This is a genomic window from Streptomyces sp. CC208A, assembly GCF_030010625.1.
Lineage (GTDB): Bacteria > Actinomycetota > Actinomycetes > Streptomycetales > Streptomycetaceae > Streptomyces.
In genome coordinates this window covers 20,391-37,093 of sequence record NZ_JASCXN010000019.1, presented here as the reverse complement: position 1 = coordinate 37,093, position 16,703 = coordinate 20,391, and the positions used below count along the sequence as shown (strand labels likewise).

At 71.0% G+C, this 16,703-nt stretch carries 19 protein-coding genes; 6 read left to right on the top strand and 13 right to left on the bottom strand.

Annotated elements, in window-relative coordinates; translation table 11 throughout:
• Positions 1-19 precede the first annotated feature (19 nt).
• On the top strand, positions 20-457 hold the full coding sequence (locus tag QK442_RS20865; protein ID WP_282695516.1) for a hypothetical protein: 438 nt from the start codon (positions 20-22) through the stop codon (positions 455-457).
• Positions 458-499: 42 nt separating this feature from the next.
• A complete protein-coding gene (locus QK442_RS20860) occupies positions 500-1,366 on the top strand; it encodes a fused MFS/spermidine synthase (RefSeq protein ID WP_282695515.1) in 867 nt (288 codons plus the stop codon).
• 25 nt (positions 1,367-1,391) lie between these two features.
• On the opposite strand, the gene QK442_RS20855 is transcribed toward QK442_RS20860, so the two are convergent.
• Positions 1,392-1,976, bottom strand: a complete 585-nt coding sequence (locus QK442_RS20855; RefSeq protein WP_282695514.1) for a hypothetical protein — start codon at positions 1,974-1,976, stop codon at positions 1,392-1,394.
• Between the two features lie 79 nt (positions 1,977-2,055).
• On the opposite strand from QK442_RS20855, the gene QK442_RS20850 reads away from it, so the two are divergent.
• Entirely contained in the window at positions 2,056-2,769 is a 714-nt protein-coding gene (locus tag QK442_RS20850) for a response regulator transcription factor (protein ID WP_282695513.1), read from the top strand.
• Between the two features lie 19 nt (positions 2,770-2,788).
• Positions 2,789-4,180 carry a HAMP domain-containing sensor histidine kinase gene (locus tag QK442_RS20845; RefSeq protein ID WP_282695512.1) on the top strand — a complete coding sequence of 464 codons (1,392 nt, stop codon included), beginning with the start codon at positions 2,789-2,791 and terminating at the stop codon, positions 4,178-4,180.
• 173 nt (positions 4,181-4,353) lie between these two features.
• Here the strand turns inward: QK442_RS20845 and QK442_RS20840 are convergent, their stop codons facing one another.
• Both QK442_RS20840 and aspT read right to left on the bottom strand, forming a co-directional pair.
• Positions 4,354-6,003: a bifunctional aspartate transaminase/aspartate 4-decarboxylase gene (locus QK442_RS20840; RefSeq protein WP_282695511.1), complete on the bottom strand. Its 1,650-nt coding sequence runs from the start codon at positions 6,001-6,003 to the stop codon at positions 4,354-4,356.
• Between the two features lie 22 nt (positions 6,004-6,025).
• Positions 6,026-7,708 carry an aspartate-alanine antiporter gene (aspT, locus tag QK442_RS20835; protein WP_282695510.1) on the bottom strand — a complete coding sequence of 561 codons (1,683 nt, stop codon included), beginning with the start codon at positions 7,706-7,708 and terminating at the stop codon, positions 6,026-6,028.
• A 185-nt stretch (positions 7,709-7,893) separates the two neighbouring features.
• Between aspT and QK442_RS20830 the strand changes: the two genes are divergently transcribed.
• Both QK442_RS20830 and QK442_RS20825 read left to right on the top strand, forming a co-directional pair.
• Positions 7,894-8,307, top strand: coding sequence for a hypothetical protein (locus QK442_RS20830; RefSeq protein ID WP_282695615.1), 414 nt, complete (start codon positions 7,894-7,896; stop codon positions 8,305-8,307).
• A 376-nt stretch (positions 8,308-8,683) separates the two neighbouring features.
• A complete protein-coding gene (locus QK442_RS20825) occupies positions 8,684-8,923 on the top strand; it encodes a helix-turn-helix transcriptional regulator (protein ID WP_282695509.1) in 240 nt (79 codons plus the stop codon).
• Positions 8,924-8,966: 43 nt separating this feature from the next.
• Here the strand turns inward: QK442_RS20825 and QK442_RS20820 are convergent, their stop codons facing one another.
• From QK442_RS20820 to QK442_RS20775, 10 genes are all read right to left on the bottom strand, one after another.
• Positions 8,967-9,137 carry a hypothetical protein gene (locus QK442_RS20820; protein WP_282695508.1) on the bottom strand — a complete coding sequence of 57 codons (171 nt, stop codon included), beginning with the start codon at positions 9,135-9,137 and terminating at the stop codon, positions 8,967-8,969.
• A 135-nt stretch (positions 9,138-9,272) separates the two neighbouring features.
• On the bottom strand, positions 9,273-9,695 hold the full coding sequence (locus QK442_RS20815) for a hypothetical protein (protein ID WP_282695507.1): 423 nt from the start codon (positions 9,693-9,695) through the stop codon (positions 9,273-9,275).
• A 106-nt stretch (positions 9,696-9,801) separates the two neighbouring features.
• Complete coding sequence (locus tag QK442_RS20810; protein ID WP_282695506.1) at positions 9,802-11,028, bottom strand: helix-turn-helix transcriptional regulator; 1,227 nt, start codon at positions 11,026-11,028, stop codon at positions 9,802-9,804.
• A gap of 145 nt (positions 11,029-11,173) precedes the next feature.
• Positions 11,174-11,470, bottom strand: coding sequence for a hypothetical protein (locus QK442_RS20805; RefSeq protein WP_282695505.1), 297 nt, complete (start codon positions 11,468-11,470; stop codon positions 11,174-11,176).
• 20 nt (positions 11,471-11,490) lie between these two features.
• On the bottom strand, positions 11,491-11,715 hold the full coding sequence (locus QK442_RS20800; protein WP_282695504.1) for a holin: 225 nt from the start codon (positions 11,713-11,715) through the stop codon (positions 11,491-11,493).
• Positions 11,716-11,726: 11 nt separating this feature from the next.
• Positions 11,727-12,518 (bottom strand): N-acetylmuramoyl-L-alanine amidase, encoded by a 792-nt coding sequence (locus QK442_RS20795; protein WP_282695503.1) that lies wholly within the window; start codon positions 12,516-12,518, stop codon positions 11,727-11,729.
• The gene (locus tag QK442_RS20790) at positions 12,518-12,760 is read right to left on the bottom strand and encodes a hypothetical protein (RefSeq protein ID WP_282695502.1); all 243 of its coding nucleotides are present in this window, start codon (positions 12,758-12,760) and stop codon (positions 12,518-12,520) included. Before QK442_RS20790 ends, QK442_RS20795 begins: the two co-directional genes overlap by 1 nt.
• 62 nt (positions 12,761-12,822) lie before the next feature.
• The gene (locus QK442_RS20785; RefSeq protein ID WP_282695501.1) at positions 12,823-13,329 is read right to left on the bottom strand and encodes a hypothetical protein; all 507 of its coding nucleotides are present in this window, start codon (positions 13,327-13,329) and stop codon (positions 12,823-12,825) included.
• A gap of 3 nt (positions 13,330-13,332) precedes the next feature.
• Positions 13,333-13,731, bottom strand: coding sequence for a hypothetical protein (locus tag QK442_RS20780; RefSeq protein ID WP_282695500.1), 399 nt, complete (start codon positions 13,729-13,731; stop codon positions 13,333-13,335).
• A 598-nt stretch (positions 13,732-14,329) separates the two neighbouring features.
• Positions 14,330-16,666 (bottom strand): hypothetical protein, encoded by a 2,337-nt coding sequence (locus QK442_RS20775; RefSeq protein ID WP_282695499.1) that lies wholly within the window; start codon positions 16,664-16,666, stop codon positions 14,330-14,332.
• Between the last annotated feature and the right edge of the window lie 37 nt (positions 16,667-16,703).

Here is a 16,703-nt window from a genome sequence, read left to right as displayed (position 1 = left end):
GGAAGCAGAGGAGGGGTCCATGTCCGAGAACGCGGCACCATTCGAGACGACCACCGACGCCGCCGGCGCCCCCGGCGCCGGAGGCGCCGAACCCTGCGACCTGGTGACCGTGCCCGCCCGGCAGGGCCTGGAGGCCGTCGACATCCTCCGCCGCCGGGGCGCCCCCGAGGTCGGCCCCGTGCTCCACGACGGCGCCTGCGACACCCTCGGCTTCCTCGTCCCGCCCGGCACCGCCGCCGCCTGGGACCTCCCCGGCAGCGCCTGCACCCGCACCTCGGGACGCGGCCTGCGCCTCCCGGAGCTCCCCGAACTGCCCGAGCCCGCCGGCGACACGCCCCGCCCGGCCGGCTGGCTGCTGCCCCCCGGCGACACCGGCCAGGTCACCGACCCCGCCGTCCTGCGCCGCGCGCTCGGCGAGGCGGCCCGCCTCATCGAGGCCGCCGACGGCTGCCACTGACCGCCACGGACCGCTGGAGGCCGTCCGGCCGATAATGGACGGATGGCCAGGAACAAGCAGCGCGAGCGGGCGGCGGCCGCCGTACCCGTCTCCGAGACCGTCGACGGCGGGCTCGCCGAACTGACCCCCGACCGCGACCGCCCCCGCGCCTGGACACTGCTCCTCGACGGCGCCCCGCAGTCCCACGTGGACCTCGACGACCCCGCCGCCCTCACCTTCGAGTACCAGCGGCGGCTCGGCCACGTCGCCGACCTCGCCGCCCCGCCCGGCCGCCCCCTCCAGGCCGTGCACCTCGGCGGCGGCGCCTTCACCCTCGCCCGGTACGTCGCCGCGACCCGGCCCCGCTCCACCCAGCAGGTCGTCGAGATCGACGAACCCCTCGTCCGCTTCGTCCGCCGCGAACTGCCCCTCGACCCCGGCGCCCGCATCCGGGTCCGCGCCACCGACGCCCGCGCCGGACTCGCCAAGGTCCCGGACGGCTGGGCCGACCTGGTCATCGCGGACGTCTTCCGCGGCGCCCGCACCCCCGCCCACCTCACCAGCACCGAGTTCCTGGACGAGGTACGGCGCGCGCTGCGGCCCGGAGGCACGTACGCCGCCAACCTCACCGACGGTCCGCCGCTCGCCCACCTCCGCGGCCAGATCGCCACCGCGGCCGCCGTCTTCCCCGAACTGGCCCTGATCGCCGACCCGACCGTCCTGCGCGGCCGCCGCTTCGGCAACGCGGTCCTGGTCGCCTCCGACCGCGAACTCCCCGTCGCCGACCTCACCCGCCGGGTGGCCACCGACCCGTACCCCGGCCGGGTCGAACACGGCCGCCCCCTGGCCGACTTCACCGGCGGCGCCGCCCCGGTCACCGACGCGACCGCGAAGGCCTCACCGGCCCCGCCGCCGTCCGCCTTCCACTGACCGGAGCCGGCCGGGGCCGACCGGCTCAGGTGGCGCGTTCCTCGATCTGGACGCGCGGGGCCGAGTCGTGCCACAGGCAGAAGACCGAGATCTCGCGCTCGTCCCGGGTGAAGGTCACCCGGATCCACGTCGGCTGCTTCCACACCTGCATCCGCCACCCCGAGGCGGGGACCGCCGAGACCAGTTCGCCGGAGGCCCCGCCGAGGTCGAAGGCCACCCGGCCGCCGTCGACCGTATGACTCCGCACCCCGGAGGAACCCGAGGAGGGGGCCGAAGGGCCGGCGGTGGCCGTCGGGGCGGGGGTGGGCCGGTCCGGGGCACGCGCCGGGCGGGTGGAAGGCGGGGGCGAGGGAGAAGAAGGCGGGGGCGAGGGAGAAGAAGGCGGGGCCGGGCGGCTGGTCGAGGACGCCACCGCGTCGCCGATGGCCGTCCCGGCGGGGGACCGGTCGGCGGAGGTGTCGACGGGCAGCGGCAGGGGCAGGGCGCGCGGTGGGTCGTAGACCGTGCCGGACAGCACCGTGTGCACCCCCCACCAGGAGAGCGTGACCGCCGCGCCGGTGGCGAGCGACCAGGCCAGGGCGTGAACGAGTCCTCTTCGCATCGCGGCCATACTGCACCACGCCCCGCCGGGGCGTGGCGGAAGGTGCGTTCCCACCGGGCCGTCCCCCGAATGGCGTACGGTGCGGGCCATGGCAAGTGTGCTCGTGGTCGAGGACGACCAGTTCGTGCGCTCCGCCCTCATCCGGCAGCTGACGGAGGCCTCCTACACGGTACGGAGCGTCGGCACCGCCCTGGAGGCGCTGCGCGAGGTCGCCCATTTCCGTTTCGACGTGGTCGTCCTGGACCTCGGTCTGCCCGACCTGGACGGGTCTGAGGCGCTGAAGATGCTGCGCGGCATCACCGACGTACCGGTGATCATCGCGACCGCCCGGGACGACGAGGCGGAGATCGTACGGCTGCTGCACGCCGGCGCCGACGACTACCTCGTCAAGCCGTTCTCCGTCGAGCACCTCACCGCCCGGATGGCCGCCGTGCTGCGCCGCGCCCGGGCCGGGTCAGGGGAAGCCGCGCCCACCACGGAGATCCGGGTCGGCGGGCTCGCCATCGACCCGCTGCGCCGCCAGGCCGCGCTCGACGGCACCCCGCTCGACCTGACCCGGCGCGAGTTCGACCTGCTCGCCTTCCTCGCCGGGCGGCCCGGCGTCGTCGTCCCGCGCAGGGAGCTGCTCGCCGAGGTGTGGCAGCAGGCGTACGGGGACGACCAGACCATCGACGTCCACCTGTCGTGGCTGCGGCGGAAACTGGGCGAGACGGCCGCCCGGCCCCGCTACCTCCACACCCTGCGCGGCGTCGGCGTGAAGCTGGAACCACCCCACGAACCGCCCCAGGAGCACCAGCCGTGAGAAGACGGGGGCACCGGCCGTGAGATGGGCGCTCGTCAAGGTGTCGCTGGCCGTCACCGCCATGGTCGTCATCGCCTTCGCCGTACCGCTCGGCCTCGTCGTCAAGGAGATGGCCCGCGACCGGGCCTTCTCCAACGCGGAGCGGCGCGGCGCCGGGCTCGCCCCGGTCCTCGCGATCACCACCGACCGGACGGAGCTGGAGAAGGCCGTCGCCACCACCGAGGACGGCGCCGCAGGACGGCTCGCCGTGCACGTGCCGCCCGCAGGACCCGGCGGCCGGGCCCTGGAGATCGGCACCCGCCGGGCCGGCGCCGACGAACTCGCCGCCACCCGCACCCTCGGCCGCGCCTCCATCACCGAGGTCCCCGGCGGCTACGCCCTGCTCCAGCCGACCGCGCTCAGCTCCGGGCAGGTCGCCGTCGTCGAGCTCTTCGTCCCCGAGGACGAGGTCACCCACGGCGTCGCCACCGCCTGGCTCGTCCTCGCCGGCGTCGGCATCGCCCTGATCGCCGGCTCCCTCGCCGTCGCCGACCGGCTCGGCGTCCGCATGGTCCGCCCCGCCCAGCGGCTCGCCCGCGCCGCCCACGAACTCGGCGAGGGCAGGCTCGGCGCCCGGGTCGCCGAGGAGGGCCCGCCCGAGCTCAAGTCGGCCGCCGTCGCCTTCAACTCCATGGCCGACCAGGTCGTCCAGCTCCTCGCCAACGAACGCGAACTCGCCGCCGACCTCTCCCACCGGCTGCGCACCCCGCTCACCGTGCTCCGCCTCAACGCCGCCTCGCTCGGCTCGGGACCCGCCGCCGACCAGACCCGGGCCGCCGTCGAGCAGCTGGAACGCGAGGTGGACACCATCATCCGCACCGCCCGCGAGGCCAAGCCGCGGACGGCCCGCCCGACCGGACCCGGCGCGGGCTGCGACGCCGCCGAAGTGGTGCGCGAGCGGATGGAGTTCTGGTCCGCGCTCGCCGAGGACGAGGGGCGGCTCGTCCGTCTCGCGGGCGTCGAGCGTCCGGTACGCGTCCCGGTGGCGCGCCCCGAACTCGCCGCCGCCCTCGACGCCCTCCTCGGCAACGTCTTCCGCCACACCCCGGAGGGCACCGCCTTCTCCGTGGACGTCCACAACGGCGAGGACGCGGTCATCGTCCTGGTCTCGGACGCGGGCCCCGGCATCGCCGACCCGGCCGCCGCGCTCGCCCGCGGCAACAGCGGCGACCGGCCCGGCTCCACGGGCCTCGGCCTCGACATCGTGCGCCGCATGGCCGAATCGACCGGCGGTGACGTCCGCATCGGCCACTCGGTGCTCGGCGGCACGGAGGTACGCGTCTGGATCGGGCTCGACGGACACCACCCCGGCGGCTCCGCGACCCGCCGCACCCACCGCCCGGCCCGCCGCCGGGGGGCGCTCCGGCGCTGAACCTTTGCCCGCCGTGATGGCCGCCTTAAGCGCGGCCTAAGAACCCCGACCGCCGTTCCCCGCACGGCGATCGCCGGGCTCCCGGCCGCTAACGTACTGCCGTACCCCCCCACAGCGCGTGCCCCGGCCGACCACCCCACCCATGGCCGGGGCACGCTCCTTCCCCCTCCCGTTCAGGGCCGGGAGCCCTTCCACTCCTGGCCGTAGTCGTCGAAGATCGCCCGCAGATGGTGGCCGATCTTCAGGTAGTCGAGGTCGTCCAGGTTGGCGAGCGAGACCCGGACCGACCACTGGGGTCCGTCGAAGCCGCCGCCGTTGAGGAGGACCACGCCGGTCTGCTCGGCGAGCCGGAAGAGCGGGTCGACGGGCTCGTAGTTCTTCTCAAGGAAGTCGGCGAAGTCCTTCCCGTGGACGCGCTCGGCCTCGGCGAGCAGGTCCAGCTCGATGTAGTAGCCGGCCCGCTGCCCGTCCTCGGCGATCTTCATCCGGGCGCCTTCGAGGAGCAGGTCGAGCCGCCGCCCCACGATCGCCCGCAGCCGCTCCTTGTACGCCTGGCCCTCCGGCAGCAGGGCGAAGAGCGAGAAGAGCGCCATCATGACCTGCTGCGGCAGCGACAGGCCGGCGGTGTGGTTGAGGGCGACCTGCCGGGAGTCCGCGACCAGCCGGTCGACGAACCGGAGCTTCTCCGGTTCCAGGGAGAGCGTCCCGTACCGCTTGGCCAGCCGTTCCCTCTCGGCCGCGGGCAGTTCGGCGATCATGCGGTCGACGACGTTGTCGTCGTGGAGGCCGATGACGCCGAGCCGCCAGCCGGTGGCGCCGTAGTGCTTGGAGTACGAGTACACGAGCAGGGTGTTGTGCGGCAGCTCGGCGGCGACCGAGCGGAAGCCGGGGACGAAGGTGCCGTAGACGTCGTCGGTGACGATCACCAGGTTCGGGTTCTTGCCGGCGACGATCTCCTTGAGCTGCTCCGTGACCCGCCGGCTCAGCGCGAGGGACGGCGGGTTGGAGGGGTTGACCAGGCAGAGCAGCTTGACCGACGGGTCCTCCAGCTTGGCGACCTCCTCCGCCGGGTAGCGCCACTCGCGGACGCCGGTCTCGGCGAAGAGGGAGGCCTCGACGTGGACGACGTCGAACTCGTACGTGTCGAGCTCGGGGATCTCGATGTACGGGGTGAAGACCGGCACCATGAGGGCGATCCGGTCGCCCTTCTTCAGGATCCCGTTCTTCATCAGGGAGTCGAAGACGTAGCACATGGCGGCGGTGCCGCCCTCGGTGGCGAAGTAGGAGACGTTCCCGGCGGGCGGCCGCCTGTCGAACAGCTCGTCGTCGACGTAGCCGCGGACGATCCGCTCGGTGTGGGCGAGGATCCGGTCCGGCACCGGGTAGTTGTCGCCGATCGAGCTGTCGGTGAGCTCGTGGACGAAGGCGTCCTTGTCGAAACCAAAGCGCTCGACGGCGTACTCGACCGACCTTCGCAGCAGCTCGATGCCGGGGAGGTCCGGGTGCTGCCGCACGAAGGCGTCGAAGCGGGCTCCGGAGCCCTTGAGCTCGGGCATGCCGCCGAGGTCGTCGGCGGTCCACACCCGGCGGGACTCGGTGAGCGCGAAGTAGCCGAGGGCGTGGAAGGCCTCGCGGGGGCTGGTGGCGGTCCAGTTCGGGTTGCCGCGGCCCGCGTTGAGCATCTGGACCGACGACTTGCCCTTCTGTCCCGGTTCTCCGGCCTGGGCCGCCTGGGCGAGGGTGATGAACTTGTCCTTCAGCTCGAACGGCGAGAGCTGGGCGAAGGCCTTGATCTCCTCGCGGGTGAAGCTGGTCCTGGGCATGGGGTGTCCTTACGTACGGCTCTCAGGCGCCGAGGATGCCGACCAGCAGGGGACCGGTCAGCGGCAGCAGGAAGTTGGAGAGGGCGTAGGTGATCGTGTAGCCGAGCATCGGAACCGAGCTCTGCGCGACCTGGGTGACCGAGGTGATCGCCGGGGTCGAGCACTGCTGGCCCGCGATGGCGCCGATCAGCAGCGGTTTCTCGATGTCCAGGAACTTGAGCCCGACGATCAGCGAGACCGTCGCAGGTACGAGGACCATGGCGACGCCCGCGAAGGGCAGCAGCGCCCCGTACTCCTTGAGCAGCGGCCACGCCTGCGGGCCCGAGACCAGGCCGGTGCAGGCGATGAAGATGGCCAGGCCCATGTCCTTCAGGGTGGTGGCGGCCTGCGGCGGGAAGGCGCCGAAGGTCTGGGTGCGGGAGCGGAACCAGCCGAAGAGCAGCCCGGAGACCAGGCAGCCGCCGCCGGTGCCCAGCGACATCGGGACGCCGCCGAACTTCACCACGATCTGGCCGAGGAGCGAGCCGAAGGCGATGCCCAGGCCCAGGTAGACGAAGTCGGTGGCGTCGTTCCTGACGACCGCGCCGACCTTGGCGGCGAGCCTGCCGAGCGAGGAGCGGGCCCCCACCAGGGTGAGCACGTCGCCGCGCTGGACGACGGTCTCCGGGGTGGCGGGCAGATACGACTCACCCCGCAGCACGTCCGTCACGTAGACGCCGCCGGAGGTGATCTCCGGGTGCTCGGTGGCCAGCCGGTCCAGGGACTTGCCGACCGCCGTCTCGTCGGTGAGGGAGACCTGCGTGGTGGCGAGCGGGGTGTCGAGGCCCGGCACCGCCGGGGTCTCGGGGCCGATGAGCCGGCCCGCCTCGATGATGCCGGACCGGCGACCGACCGCGAGGACGAGGTCGGAGAGGGTCAGTTCGAAATCGGGCGGGGGAGGGGTGAAGACCTCGCTGCCCCGCTTCACCGCCTCGACGGTGACCCGGTTGCCGGACCGCCGCTCCAGGTCGGACACCTTGGCGCCGTCGGCGAGGGTGACGAGGAAGGTGCGGCCGACCAGGCCCGGCAGCGCCTCGCGCTCGTCGGGCTCCAGGCCGCCGCCGGCGCCCCGCATCCTCTCCCACAGCTCGCGGGAGGCGTCGCGGAGGTTGATCCGCATCAGCATCGGCATGATCTGGCTGGTGTAGATGACGATGGTGATGAGGCCGAAGAGATAGCAGACCGTGTACGCGGTGGCCACATGGCCCTGGTACTGGGTGATCTGCTCCTGCGTCAGGTCGGAGAGCTTGCCGATGGCCTCGGTGGCCGTGCCGACGACCGCGGACTCGGTGGCGGCGCCCGCCAGGATGCCGGCGGCGGTGCCGACGTCCAGGTCGAAGGCCTTGGCCAGGCCGAGGGCGATGCCGACGACGCAGACGACCTCGATGAGGCAGAGGGTGAAGAAGCGCAGGCTCTTGCGGTTGAGGTTGGCGAAGAACTGGGGTCCGGCCAGATAGCCGAGCGAGAAGATGAAGAGCGCGAAGAAGATCGTCTTCACGTCGTCGGAGACGGTGACCTTCGCCCAGGCGCCCATGAGCAGCGAGACGATCAGCGTCCCGCAGATGCCGCCGAGCGTGATGGGGCCGACCCGGAGCTTGCCGACGAGGTATCCCGCGGAGAGGCAGAGGAAGAGGGCGAGTTCGGGGTTGTCGCGCAGGACTCCCATCCGGCCTCACCCCGCCCACGTGGTGGGCGAACCGTTCATAGCGGACATAAGGGGAAGCTAACAGTGGGCGATGCGAAGTGGATCACTGTCGCGCCCGTACGGGTGACCCGCCTCCCGTCCCTCGCCACCCGCTCGACCCTCTCGTCGAACGTCTTCGGCGATTCCCGGTTCTTGACCGTGTGCCGATGGGAAACCGATGGCAGGAGCGCTCCCATGCCCTTTCCCTCCCCGCCTCCGACGGGACACCCATGCGCAGACCACGACTCCTCGCGGGGCTCGCGGACCTCGCCCTCGCGGCCGGGCTCCTCGCGGGCGCCCTCCCCGCCGAAGCCACCGGCGCCACCATCACCGGCGCCCCGCGCGTCTGCGGCCGGGTGTACGTGGCCGCAGACGGGCGCGGCATCGTCTACGGCGACACGAGCGAGACGGACGACGGCGGGGGAGGTGCGGACCTCACCGGCCCGGCGGGCTGCTCCGTCACGTACACCGTACGGGGGGCGACCCGCCCCCGCCCGTCCTCACCTGCACAGAGAAAACATGGAAAGGCGAGTGGGCCCCGGTTCTTCCGAATCGGGGCCCACTCGTATCAGGGTGAGTAACGGGACTCGAACCAGTTTTGTTACCCACTTTTGACCTGCGGTGATGCGAGAAATCGGGGCAAACCGATGTCATTCGATGACGCTCGATGACGCGGAATGCGGGTGAAGAAGGGTGTCTGTTCCCGTGGGAACAGGGCTGGGAACTGGGTCCGTTGTCGGGAGCGGGGTGAGTAGCTGCGCTCCCGACCGCGACAGTGAGGGACCGCGACAGCGCCCCCGCCGAAGCGGGGGCGCTGCCTGGCTCCTCCCGTCCGCCTGGGGGGCAGGACCGGGAGGGCCAGTCTGGAATTCCGCATTCCGGAACCGTGGTGACTCTATCCACGATGGGACCGTTTGGGTACTGACGCAAGATCGATAAGGTCTGAGCGTTGGCCTCGTGCCCGCCCGAAGAACACCCCTGCCCGAAGAAGTCCTCGAACGACGCAGGGCTCTCGGCCGCCGCATCGCTGGACTCCGTCGGGCCGCCGGCCTCTCACAAGACCAGCTTGCCGACGCCATCGGCATGGAGCGCCGCAGCATCCAGCGCTACGAGAACGCCATCCGCGACCCGCGGTTCAGCGACCTCGTCCGCATCGCCACAGCCCTCGACGTACCTCTCACCGACTTGGTGCGGTGAGCCTGCCCGCTGATGGCCGGCGTGTGCACCAGCGGGCAGGAGATCAGGGGCGGCCGCAGCTGCGGTAGACCGTGCCGGACGCCTGCCGAGCCCGTTCGCACTCGGCCTGGCTCGTGTGCCGCCACAGGGTGGGGCGGGCGCCGGACACGGAGAACGGGGTGATCTCCTCAGCCTCACCGGTGATCGGCCGAGCGCAGCGGTGACACAGCTTCATCGGTCCTCCTCCTCGTCTTGTGGCAGGGGCAGTCACAGCGGCGAGCAGGGAACACCAGGTCGCCGAAGACCGTGCGGACCTCGCCGATACGGCAGGCAAAGTGCACCTCGAACTGGCATTCCGGGCGAATTGTCGTCATCCGAAGTGCTCCGCGCGCAAGCGGGGGCCGAGGGCCACCCGGAGTGCGCTCGGGTCGACGAGACGGCCACTGCCGTCGGGCGGCGTCAACCAGTGCGGGCCCGGCGGCGCGGTGACGGTCGGCACGGGGACAGTGAGCCAGGTGGTGTCACCGAGGAGCTCGGTGCCCGGGTGGTCCCACTGGGTGTCGACGGGGACAAGGAAGAACACCGCCCGTCCGGCCGGCTCGTAGATGACCGGGCCCACGTCGAGGACCTGGGCGGCGGGAAGCCCGATCGTCTCGGAAGCTTTGACGGCGGACCATCGGCGGCCGAGCGGCAGCAGTACCACCTTGGCGCTGCTGAGCCAGCGCTGAGCGTGTTCCGGGTCCGGGTCGGCTTCGGCCAGCCATGCACTGGCCGCGCCGCTGGTGTCGAGCATGAGCGATCCCCTTACGCGACGGTTGCGTAAGGGGATCTTCACCGTTCAGGGGTGGGGTGTTCCCCACACCTTGTGGGGATGATTTTTCAGCGAAACGCTTGACAGGTCACACGCCCGCCCACTTGGCGAACCCGACAAGGGCATCATCCTGACTACGATCCAGCCGAACCAAAGTCGCCGCCGTGTTCCGGACCGTCGGGTGGAACCGGGAGTGGTTCGGGGACAGGCGCCGCGCCTCCAGGAGATCCCGGTGCGCGCCCGCACGGTCGCCCTCCGCCAGGCGCGCGGCGGCCACATCGATGTGGTGGTGGCTCGCCCGCTCGGCGACGATCCCCGCCGGCAGCTGCCACTCGTCGCGGTCCTGCTCGGCACCCCACTCGCGCAATCGGGCAAGCGCCTGCTCCGTGTCGCCCGTGTCGATCAGGGCGGCGACCTCGTGGATCCTTACGTTCGTCGGGCCGAAGGACATCTCGTAGTGCGTGGTGTCGGCCCGGAGCATGCCAGCGGCAGCGCGGGCCTCAGCGAGGCGGTCGGTCGCGCGGTCGGGATGGCCGTCGCGAGCCTCCAGGATCGCCAGCTTCAGGAGCACAGCGCCCTGTATGGCGATCTGCGCGTCGGACATCGAAGCCTCGGGGGCAAGCCGCTCGACCTCGTCGACGAGGGCTTCGAGGACACGACGGGCGGACGCGTACGTGCCCATGCGGACCATGGCGCCCGCCTTGAGGTAGGCCGCGGTCACCATCATCAGGTTGTCCCCGGACCGCTGGGCAGCCCACCGTACGCGCTCGATCGCGGTGAGAGAGAGGTCGTGGTAGCCGAGCTTGTGCGCGAGGCTGTTGGTGGCCCGGTAGCCGCGGGCCAGCCACCAATATGCCTGCTCCTGGTCCCGGCCGCGCGCGGTAAGAGCCACGTGGGTCAGCTCGGCGAGCAGCCCGGGCAAGAGCGGCCCCATCGGAACGTACTGGCCGTCCTGCCGCATCTGGGCGATGTGGTCCATCTCCGCCGCGAGGACGGGCAGAGGGCGGGGCTCGACGAGGAGGTCGTCCGGGTTGTCGTAGGTGAGGAGGACCCGCCGCAGTTCCGGAATGACGGCCTGAACCTGCTCGGCGGTCTCGGCCCCGTTCCAGTACGGCTGGCCCGTGAGCCTGTCAGGCCCCACGCGCAGGGCTCGGGCGATCTGGGCGACGACTCCGGGCGGCGGGTTGCGGTCGCCGGACTCGTACTTCTCCAGGGTGCTCACGCTGACGCGGATCTTCCCGGCCAGCTGCCGGACGGTCATCTGCCTGATCTTCCGGACCTCGCGGATGCGAAGCCCGATGTGGCCACTGCTCATCGTGCCCCCAGCGTTAGGTGTTCCGGTCGCCAGCGTACGGCGGAGGCCACCGAAGCGGACAGGGCAGCCGGTGAACTCCGGGTTACCAGCCGACCCCGGACATGACGAAGCCGCCCCCTCCCGAAGGAGGGGGGCGTGCTGCCGTCTACTTCACCAGGGCGGACACCAGCCAGCCGCCCGCCGTACCACCCACCACCGCCATCCCGACACCCGTCCACACCAGCCGCTCCACCGCCGCCAGCCGCGGACCGTGCGTCGAGGAGGCTTCGGCCTTCGCTTCGAGGATGTCGACGCGTTCTTTGATCCGCTTCACCGAATCCCGCTGCTCGACCAGGGCCTGCTCCGTCTGGCCCGTCCGCTGCAACGCCAGGTCGAGCCTGCCGGACAGCTCGGCGAAACCGGTCCTGATCTCGCCCCGCATCTCCGCCAGCTCGACCGCCACCCGCCCCGACTCCGCCGGCGTCATGAGCGGACCCGCGGCACCCACCCGACGGTGGCCCGGTCACCGAACAGCGAGCCGACTGCGGCCTTCACCACGGACAGGGCAGCCGGAACGGAGGCTATCGCCGCGGCCTTCAGCGCGCCCACGTCGGTGAGGTCGAAGCCGTCCGCGAGGAGCAGGCCGAGGAAGGTGACGGCGTAGGTGCCGATGGTGCGCTCGACGGTGTCGAGGATCAGACGGTTCACGATGGCTCCGTTCAGTTAGCGAGTCGTGCGGCGAGCTCGGCCGCGAGCTTCTTGGCGAGGGCGTCGGTCTGGGCCGGGGTGAGCCCGTCCACCCTGAGGCCGCGGACCGCCTTGTCGATGTCGCGCAGGATCTGGTTCATGTCCCGTGTGTCCGGGATGCCGGGCTGCTTGTACAGCCACGGGCTGATCGACAGCTTCGCCTCGATCCGCTTCACAGCGGCCGCGGTGTCGGTGAGGAGCTTGCGCTCTTCGGGGGTCATGTCGTCCTCCTCGGTGCCGGTCGCGCGGGCGACGATGCCCGGGAACACGACCTCTCGGAACTGCTTCACGCGGGCGTCCCCCGGGCACGAGGTGCCCGAGGCGGCCCACTCGGGGTGGAGCCGGTGGTAGCCGAACCCCGGGTCGTCGTGGGTGCGGCAAATCCGCAGCGGGATCCCGTGCCGCTCGTGCAGCCACACGCCGAGCTCGATGAGCTGCTCGACCTGCGCCGGTGTCCACGGGTCCGAGCCGGACGTGTTGGAGGCGGTCTCGATGGACACGGCGCCCGTACCGTCGTCCCGCCGGTTCGCCCGGTAGTTGGCATCCGCCCGAGTCTCGGTACCGATGTACTGCCCAAGGTCGCCCTTGTAGCCGAGCCCGAAGTGGGACTCCAGGTTCGTCGAGTCGCGCCAGTACTCGTACGTCCGCCGAGCCGTCCACGGCGCGATGATCGAGTGGACGATGAACTGCGTCGGCCGGATGGCCGGCTGCTGATCGGACTCCGGCTGCAACTCCATCTTGATGGCGCCGGGGTACCAGGCCATCAGACGCGCTCCGGCCAGTGCCAGGCGCCGCCCTCGTAGGAGCCGTCGTGTCGCGGCTCTCCGTGGGTCACCTCGCGGTTGAAGAACATGCCCCCGGGGTTCAGGACCGCGAGGTCTACGAGGAACGGCCCGTGCACGGCCGTGATGATCGCGGCGCGGCACTGCGAGGTGTACTCGCCGCCCGGTGTGCCGTAGCTGACGTAGTGCACGATCCGGCCGACGGCCGGGGTCGGATGGGGCATGGGGCCTCCAGGTATGACGAAGCCCCGGCCAGCGGCGCGGGGCGGACAGGGGTGGGGCAGGGTCAGGCGGTCTCGTAGGTGACCTGGGCCTGGAAGTAGTTGCTGGCCGCAGCGACCCACGTGTGGGGCCGGGTCGCCGACCACTCGGCGCCCGCACTGTCCTCGTGGATCTTCATAGTGCTGCCGTTCTTCGTGACCGCGGTGGCGCCGATGTACCAGGTGGTGGCCGAGTGGCCTCGTGCCGTCCCGATCCACGCAAAGTTCGAGCTGGTGCTGCCCGGGTTGGCGGCGGTGAACGGCAGCGACAGCAGCCAGTAGCCGGTACCGAACGTGGTGGTCGTGCCCATCACCAGCTCCACGATGACCGTGCAGACCTTGCCGACGACCTTGTACCGGCCGGTGATCGTCCCGTTGCCGAGGGACGGGTTGCTGGTGCTGCCGGTCCACGCCGGCGTGTACGCCGTCCATCCGGCGATCATGTCGTTCCACTGATCGCGGATCTCCGCGTTCATGTACGCGGCGGTCACGACCTCGCCGACGACCCAGGTGCGGGGTACTGCCAGGGCCATGGGTCAGACCTCCAGGGTTGGGCGGGTCGGATCGGACAGGTCGGTCTCGGCCCACCAGTTCTGCTCGGCGGCGGGCAGGCCGTCGAGAGCGGTTTCGACGGCGGCCGGGTCGGGTGGGAAGACGAGCTGCCACCAGCCGGTTCCGCACTCCACGCACCACATGCGGGGGTCGGCTGGGGTGACGATCTGCGCCGACCCGCACGCGCAGGAGGCGACCCAGCGGCCGTGGTTGATCTGGGCGTATACCGGCTCCAGCAGCACCCCGTCGCCGACGAGGATGCGCCGCTGCTGTCGCTCCTCCCACCAGCGGGCCGCGAGCATCGCCGGAGGCTCGCCCGCCCACGCGTCGGCTGGCAGGTGAGGCGGCGGCAGGTAGAACGTCTCGGCGCGGAGGATCGCCACGGGCGCTCCTTTCAGTATGTGCACGGAAAGACGACTAGTCTCGATTCACTGAATGAATGAGCCCCAACACGCGCAAGTCCGTAATGGCCCGAGTCGACATGTCGGAAGACTGCTGGCGTTGGACGGGAAGCCACACCAAGGAGGGACGTCCGCAGGTCAACTTCGAGCAGAAGCCGTGGTACGTCTACCGCCTGCTCTACACCTGGCTGGTCGGCCCGATTCCGGACGGGTTGACCCTCGATCACATAGCCTGCGACAACGGATGGTGCTGCAACCCGCATCACTGCGTACCAGCCACGAACTCCGCCAACGTCGAACGCGGGCTGGCCGTTCGATACGCGGGGAGGGAAGCGTGCCCTCAAGGGCACTCCCGCGAACAGCACGGGCGTATCGACTCCCGAGGCAAGCGTTGGTGCGCCGAGTGCAACAGGATCAAGCTGAAGGCTCGATACGTATCGCACCCAAAGCTGGAGCAAACAACCTGTCCTGCGGGGCATTCGAGGGCGGAGTTCGGGCGGAAGTATGCCAAGGGGTGGAACTGCCGTGAGTGCAATCGGCTTCGCATGCAGGCTCGGCGCCAGCGCCCGCAGGTTGAAGATCAATAAGCCAACCGCGTAGTACTGCCGAGGACGCTGTAGGTGGAGTCGTTGAGGACCCACACCGCCCCGATGTCCGCGCGCGACGTGTGGAAGTCGATGAGGTGCTGACCTTCCCGGATTTGCTCGACGTAGCCCTCGACCATGGCGGTCACGGTCGGCGACGGTGCCTCGTCGGGGAGGGAGGTCACCGTGATGACGCTGCTGACGTCCGCGTTGAGGAGCGCCCGGTACGTCGCCACCGACAGGGTCGATGCCTCGACGGGGAGCTGCCGGATCTCCGGCTGCGGGTCGGCGTACCGGATGACCAGCCACGTAGCCGCGTGCACAACCTCCTCGTCGGAGGTCTTGAGGACGTCGAGCTGCTGCTCGTAGATTCCGTCCCGGGCGATCGAGTCGGGGTCCTGGATCCGCTGCGTCGCGCCGCCAGGGCGGGCCGCTTCAACGAGGTTGACCTGCTTCTGGTCATCGTCGGAGAACACCACGTCGGGGGTTTCCAGGTCGGCGTACGCCAGGGTCACCGCGGACGCCGGGTTGTAGCGGACCGTCCGCGACTGGAACACCAGCCCCGCCGAAGCGCGGTCCGCGAACAGGCGCCCGTTCTCCGTGCGCTCCACGTCCCGCATGTGGCTGAGCGGCGACGAGCCGAGGATCCCCTGAGACGCCACCGCCGAGAAAATGCCCTGAGAGGTGACGGACGGGATCCGCGCGTACCCCGCCAGCCGGGACATCCGATCCGACGACAGCTCACCCGCATGCCCGTTGATCCCGGCCCCGTAGTGGTCCACGATCTCCGCGATCGTGGGACCCGGCCCATCAAGGCCGTTGCGGACATAGGCGGCAACGTGGCTGATCGTCCCCGACCAGTGCAGATCACCGTCCGTTCCCGGGAACCCGGAGTAGCCGGCGGTGGAGCCGACGGTGAGGAGCCGCATGTCCGTGTGGGCGCCGGTGCCGATGGCGTACTGCACGCCATCCACCCACACGTCCCCGGACTCCTCGTCCCACACCAGGTGGTGAGCGGACCCGTCCGCCAGGTTCGGCGTTGCCGCGGTGAGGGTGGTGGTGCCGAGTGAGGAGAACTCCACGGTCTGGAGCTTGCCGGTGCCCGCCTCCAGCATGAAGTAGATCCCGGCCTCGAACGCGGGCGCGTCGGCATCCGACCAGTACATGAAGCAGCGGCCGGACGTGCTGGTGGCGAACCACGCCTCGTACACCTGGTCACCGGGGATCGGGGTTCCGGTCGATCCGTCTGAGGTGAGCAGATACCCGATGAGGCACTGCAGGCTCTTGCCTGCGGTCGCGGACGCCGGGGTGAAGATCGGTGTGGCCAGGTCGTCCGACGGCGGGCCCACGCCCGTGCCGAATGCCAGCGTGCCGCCCACGCCGGACTGCCGGATTGTCAGCGACGGTCGCGACAAGCCGGACTGGTCCCCGCCTGATACCGACGACTCCGGCTCGCTGAGCGGGTAGTACAGCTTGGCTCCGTCGCTCTGGACCTCCTCCACCAGCATCGGCCCCAGCGCCGGGCGCCTGCTTGGCCACTTGAGCATGTCCGACGCGGTGAGCATCACCGTCGAGTGCAGGCCCTCCCACGACATCGGCCAGCTGGTGACCATGCCGAAGAACCGCGGGTGATGCGCCGCGACCGACGACGACCATGTCGTCGCCGAGGCGCCCTCCTCCACCTGCGCCTGGTCCATCCACACCATCGTCCCTGCGGCCGGCGGGGACGATGCGGTCGTGATCCGCATGGCGGCCGACGCCGAGGTCGTCGTCCACGTCACCGTCAGCCGCTCGAACGTGTCCGTCAGCGTGGACGGTGCCGACACGTGCGTGCCGTCGATGTCGATGACCACCGCCGGACTGCCGGCCGGAACGTACACGTAGGCGGAGGCCGTGTACTGGGCGCCGATCGTCAGCCCGTACAGGGGGCATTGCAGCGCGCCGCCCGTGCCCGTCCCGGCCCACGTCACCTTCATGGCCCACGAGCCCGCCAGATGATGCGCGGTGTCCCGGGCGGACGCCTGCGGCGGCGCGGCCGGATCCGGTACCCAGCCGTGGGAGTTGTTCTCGAAGGATGCGCCGGTCAGCCAGTTCTTCCCGACCAGAGTCGTGGTGATCACCCGGATCGGGGTGTTGCGCCGTACGTCCGGGAAGTACGGCGACGACGCCGACCCCGGGGTGAACCGGCCGTCGGCGTTGTCGAGCTCCAGCGACAGCGTCCCCGTCTGGACGTCCGCACGCTCGTCCGACGCGCCGCGGGTGATGGTGATCTGGCCGCCACCCGCGATCTCCACCCACTGGGTGATGTCCGTCCACACGATGCCTGGGTCCACGGCTGAGTACCCGAACCCGGCCTGCACCGTCACCCGC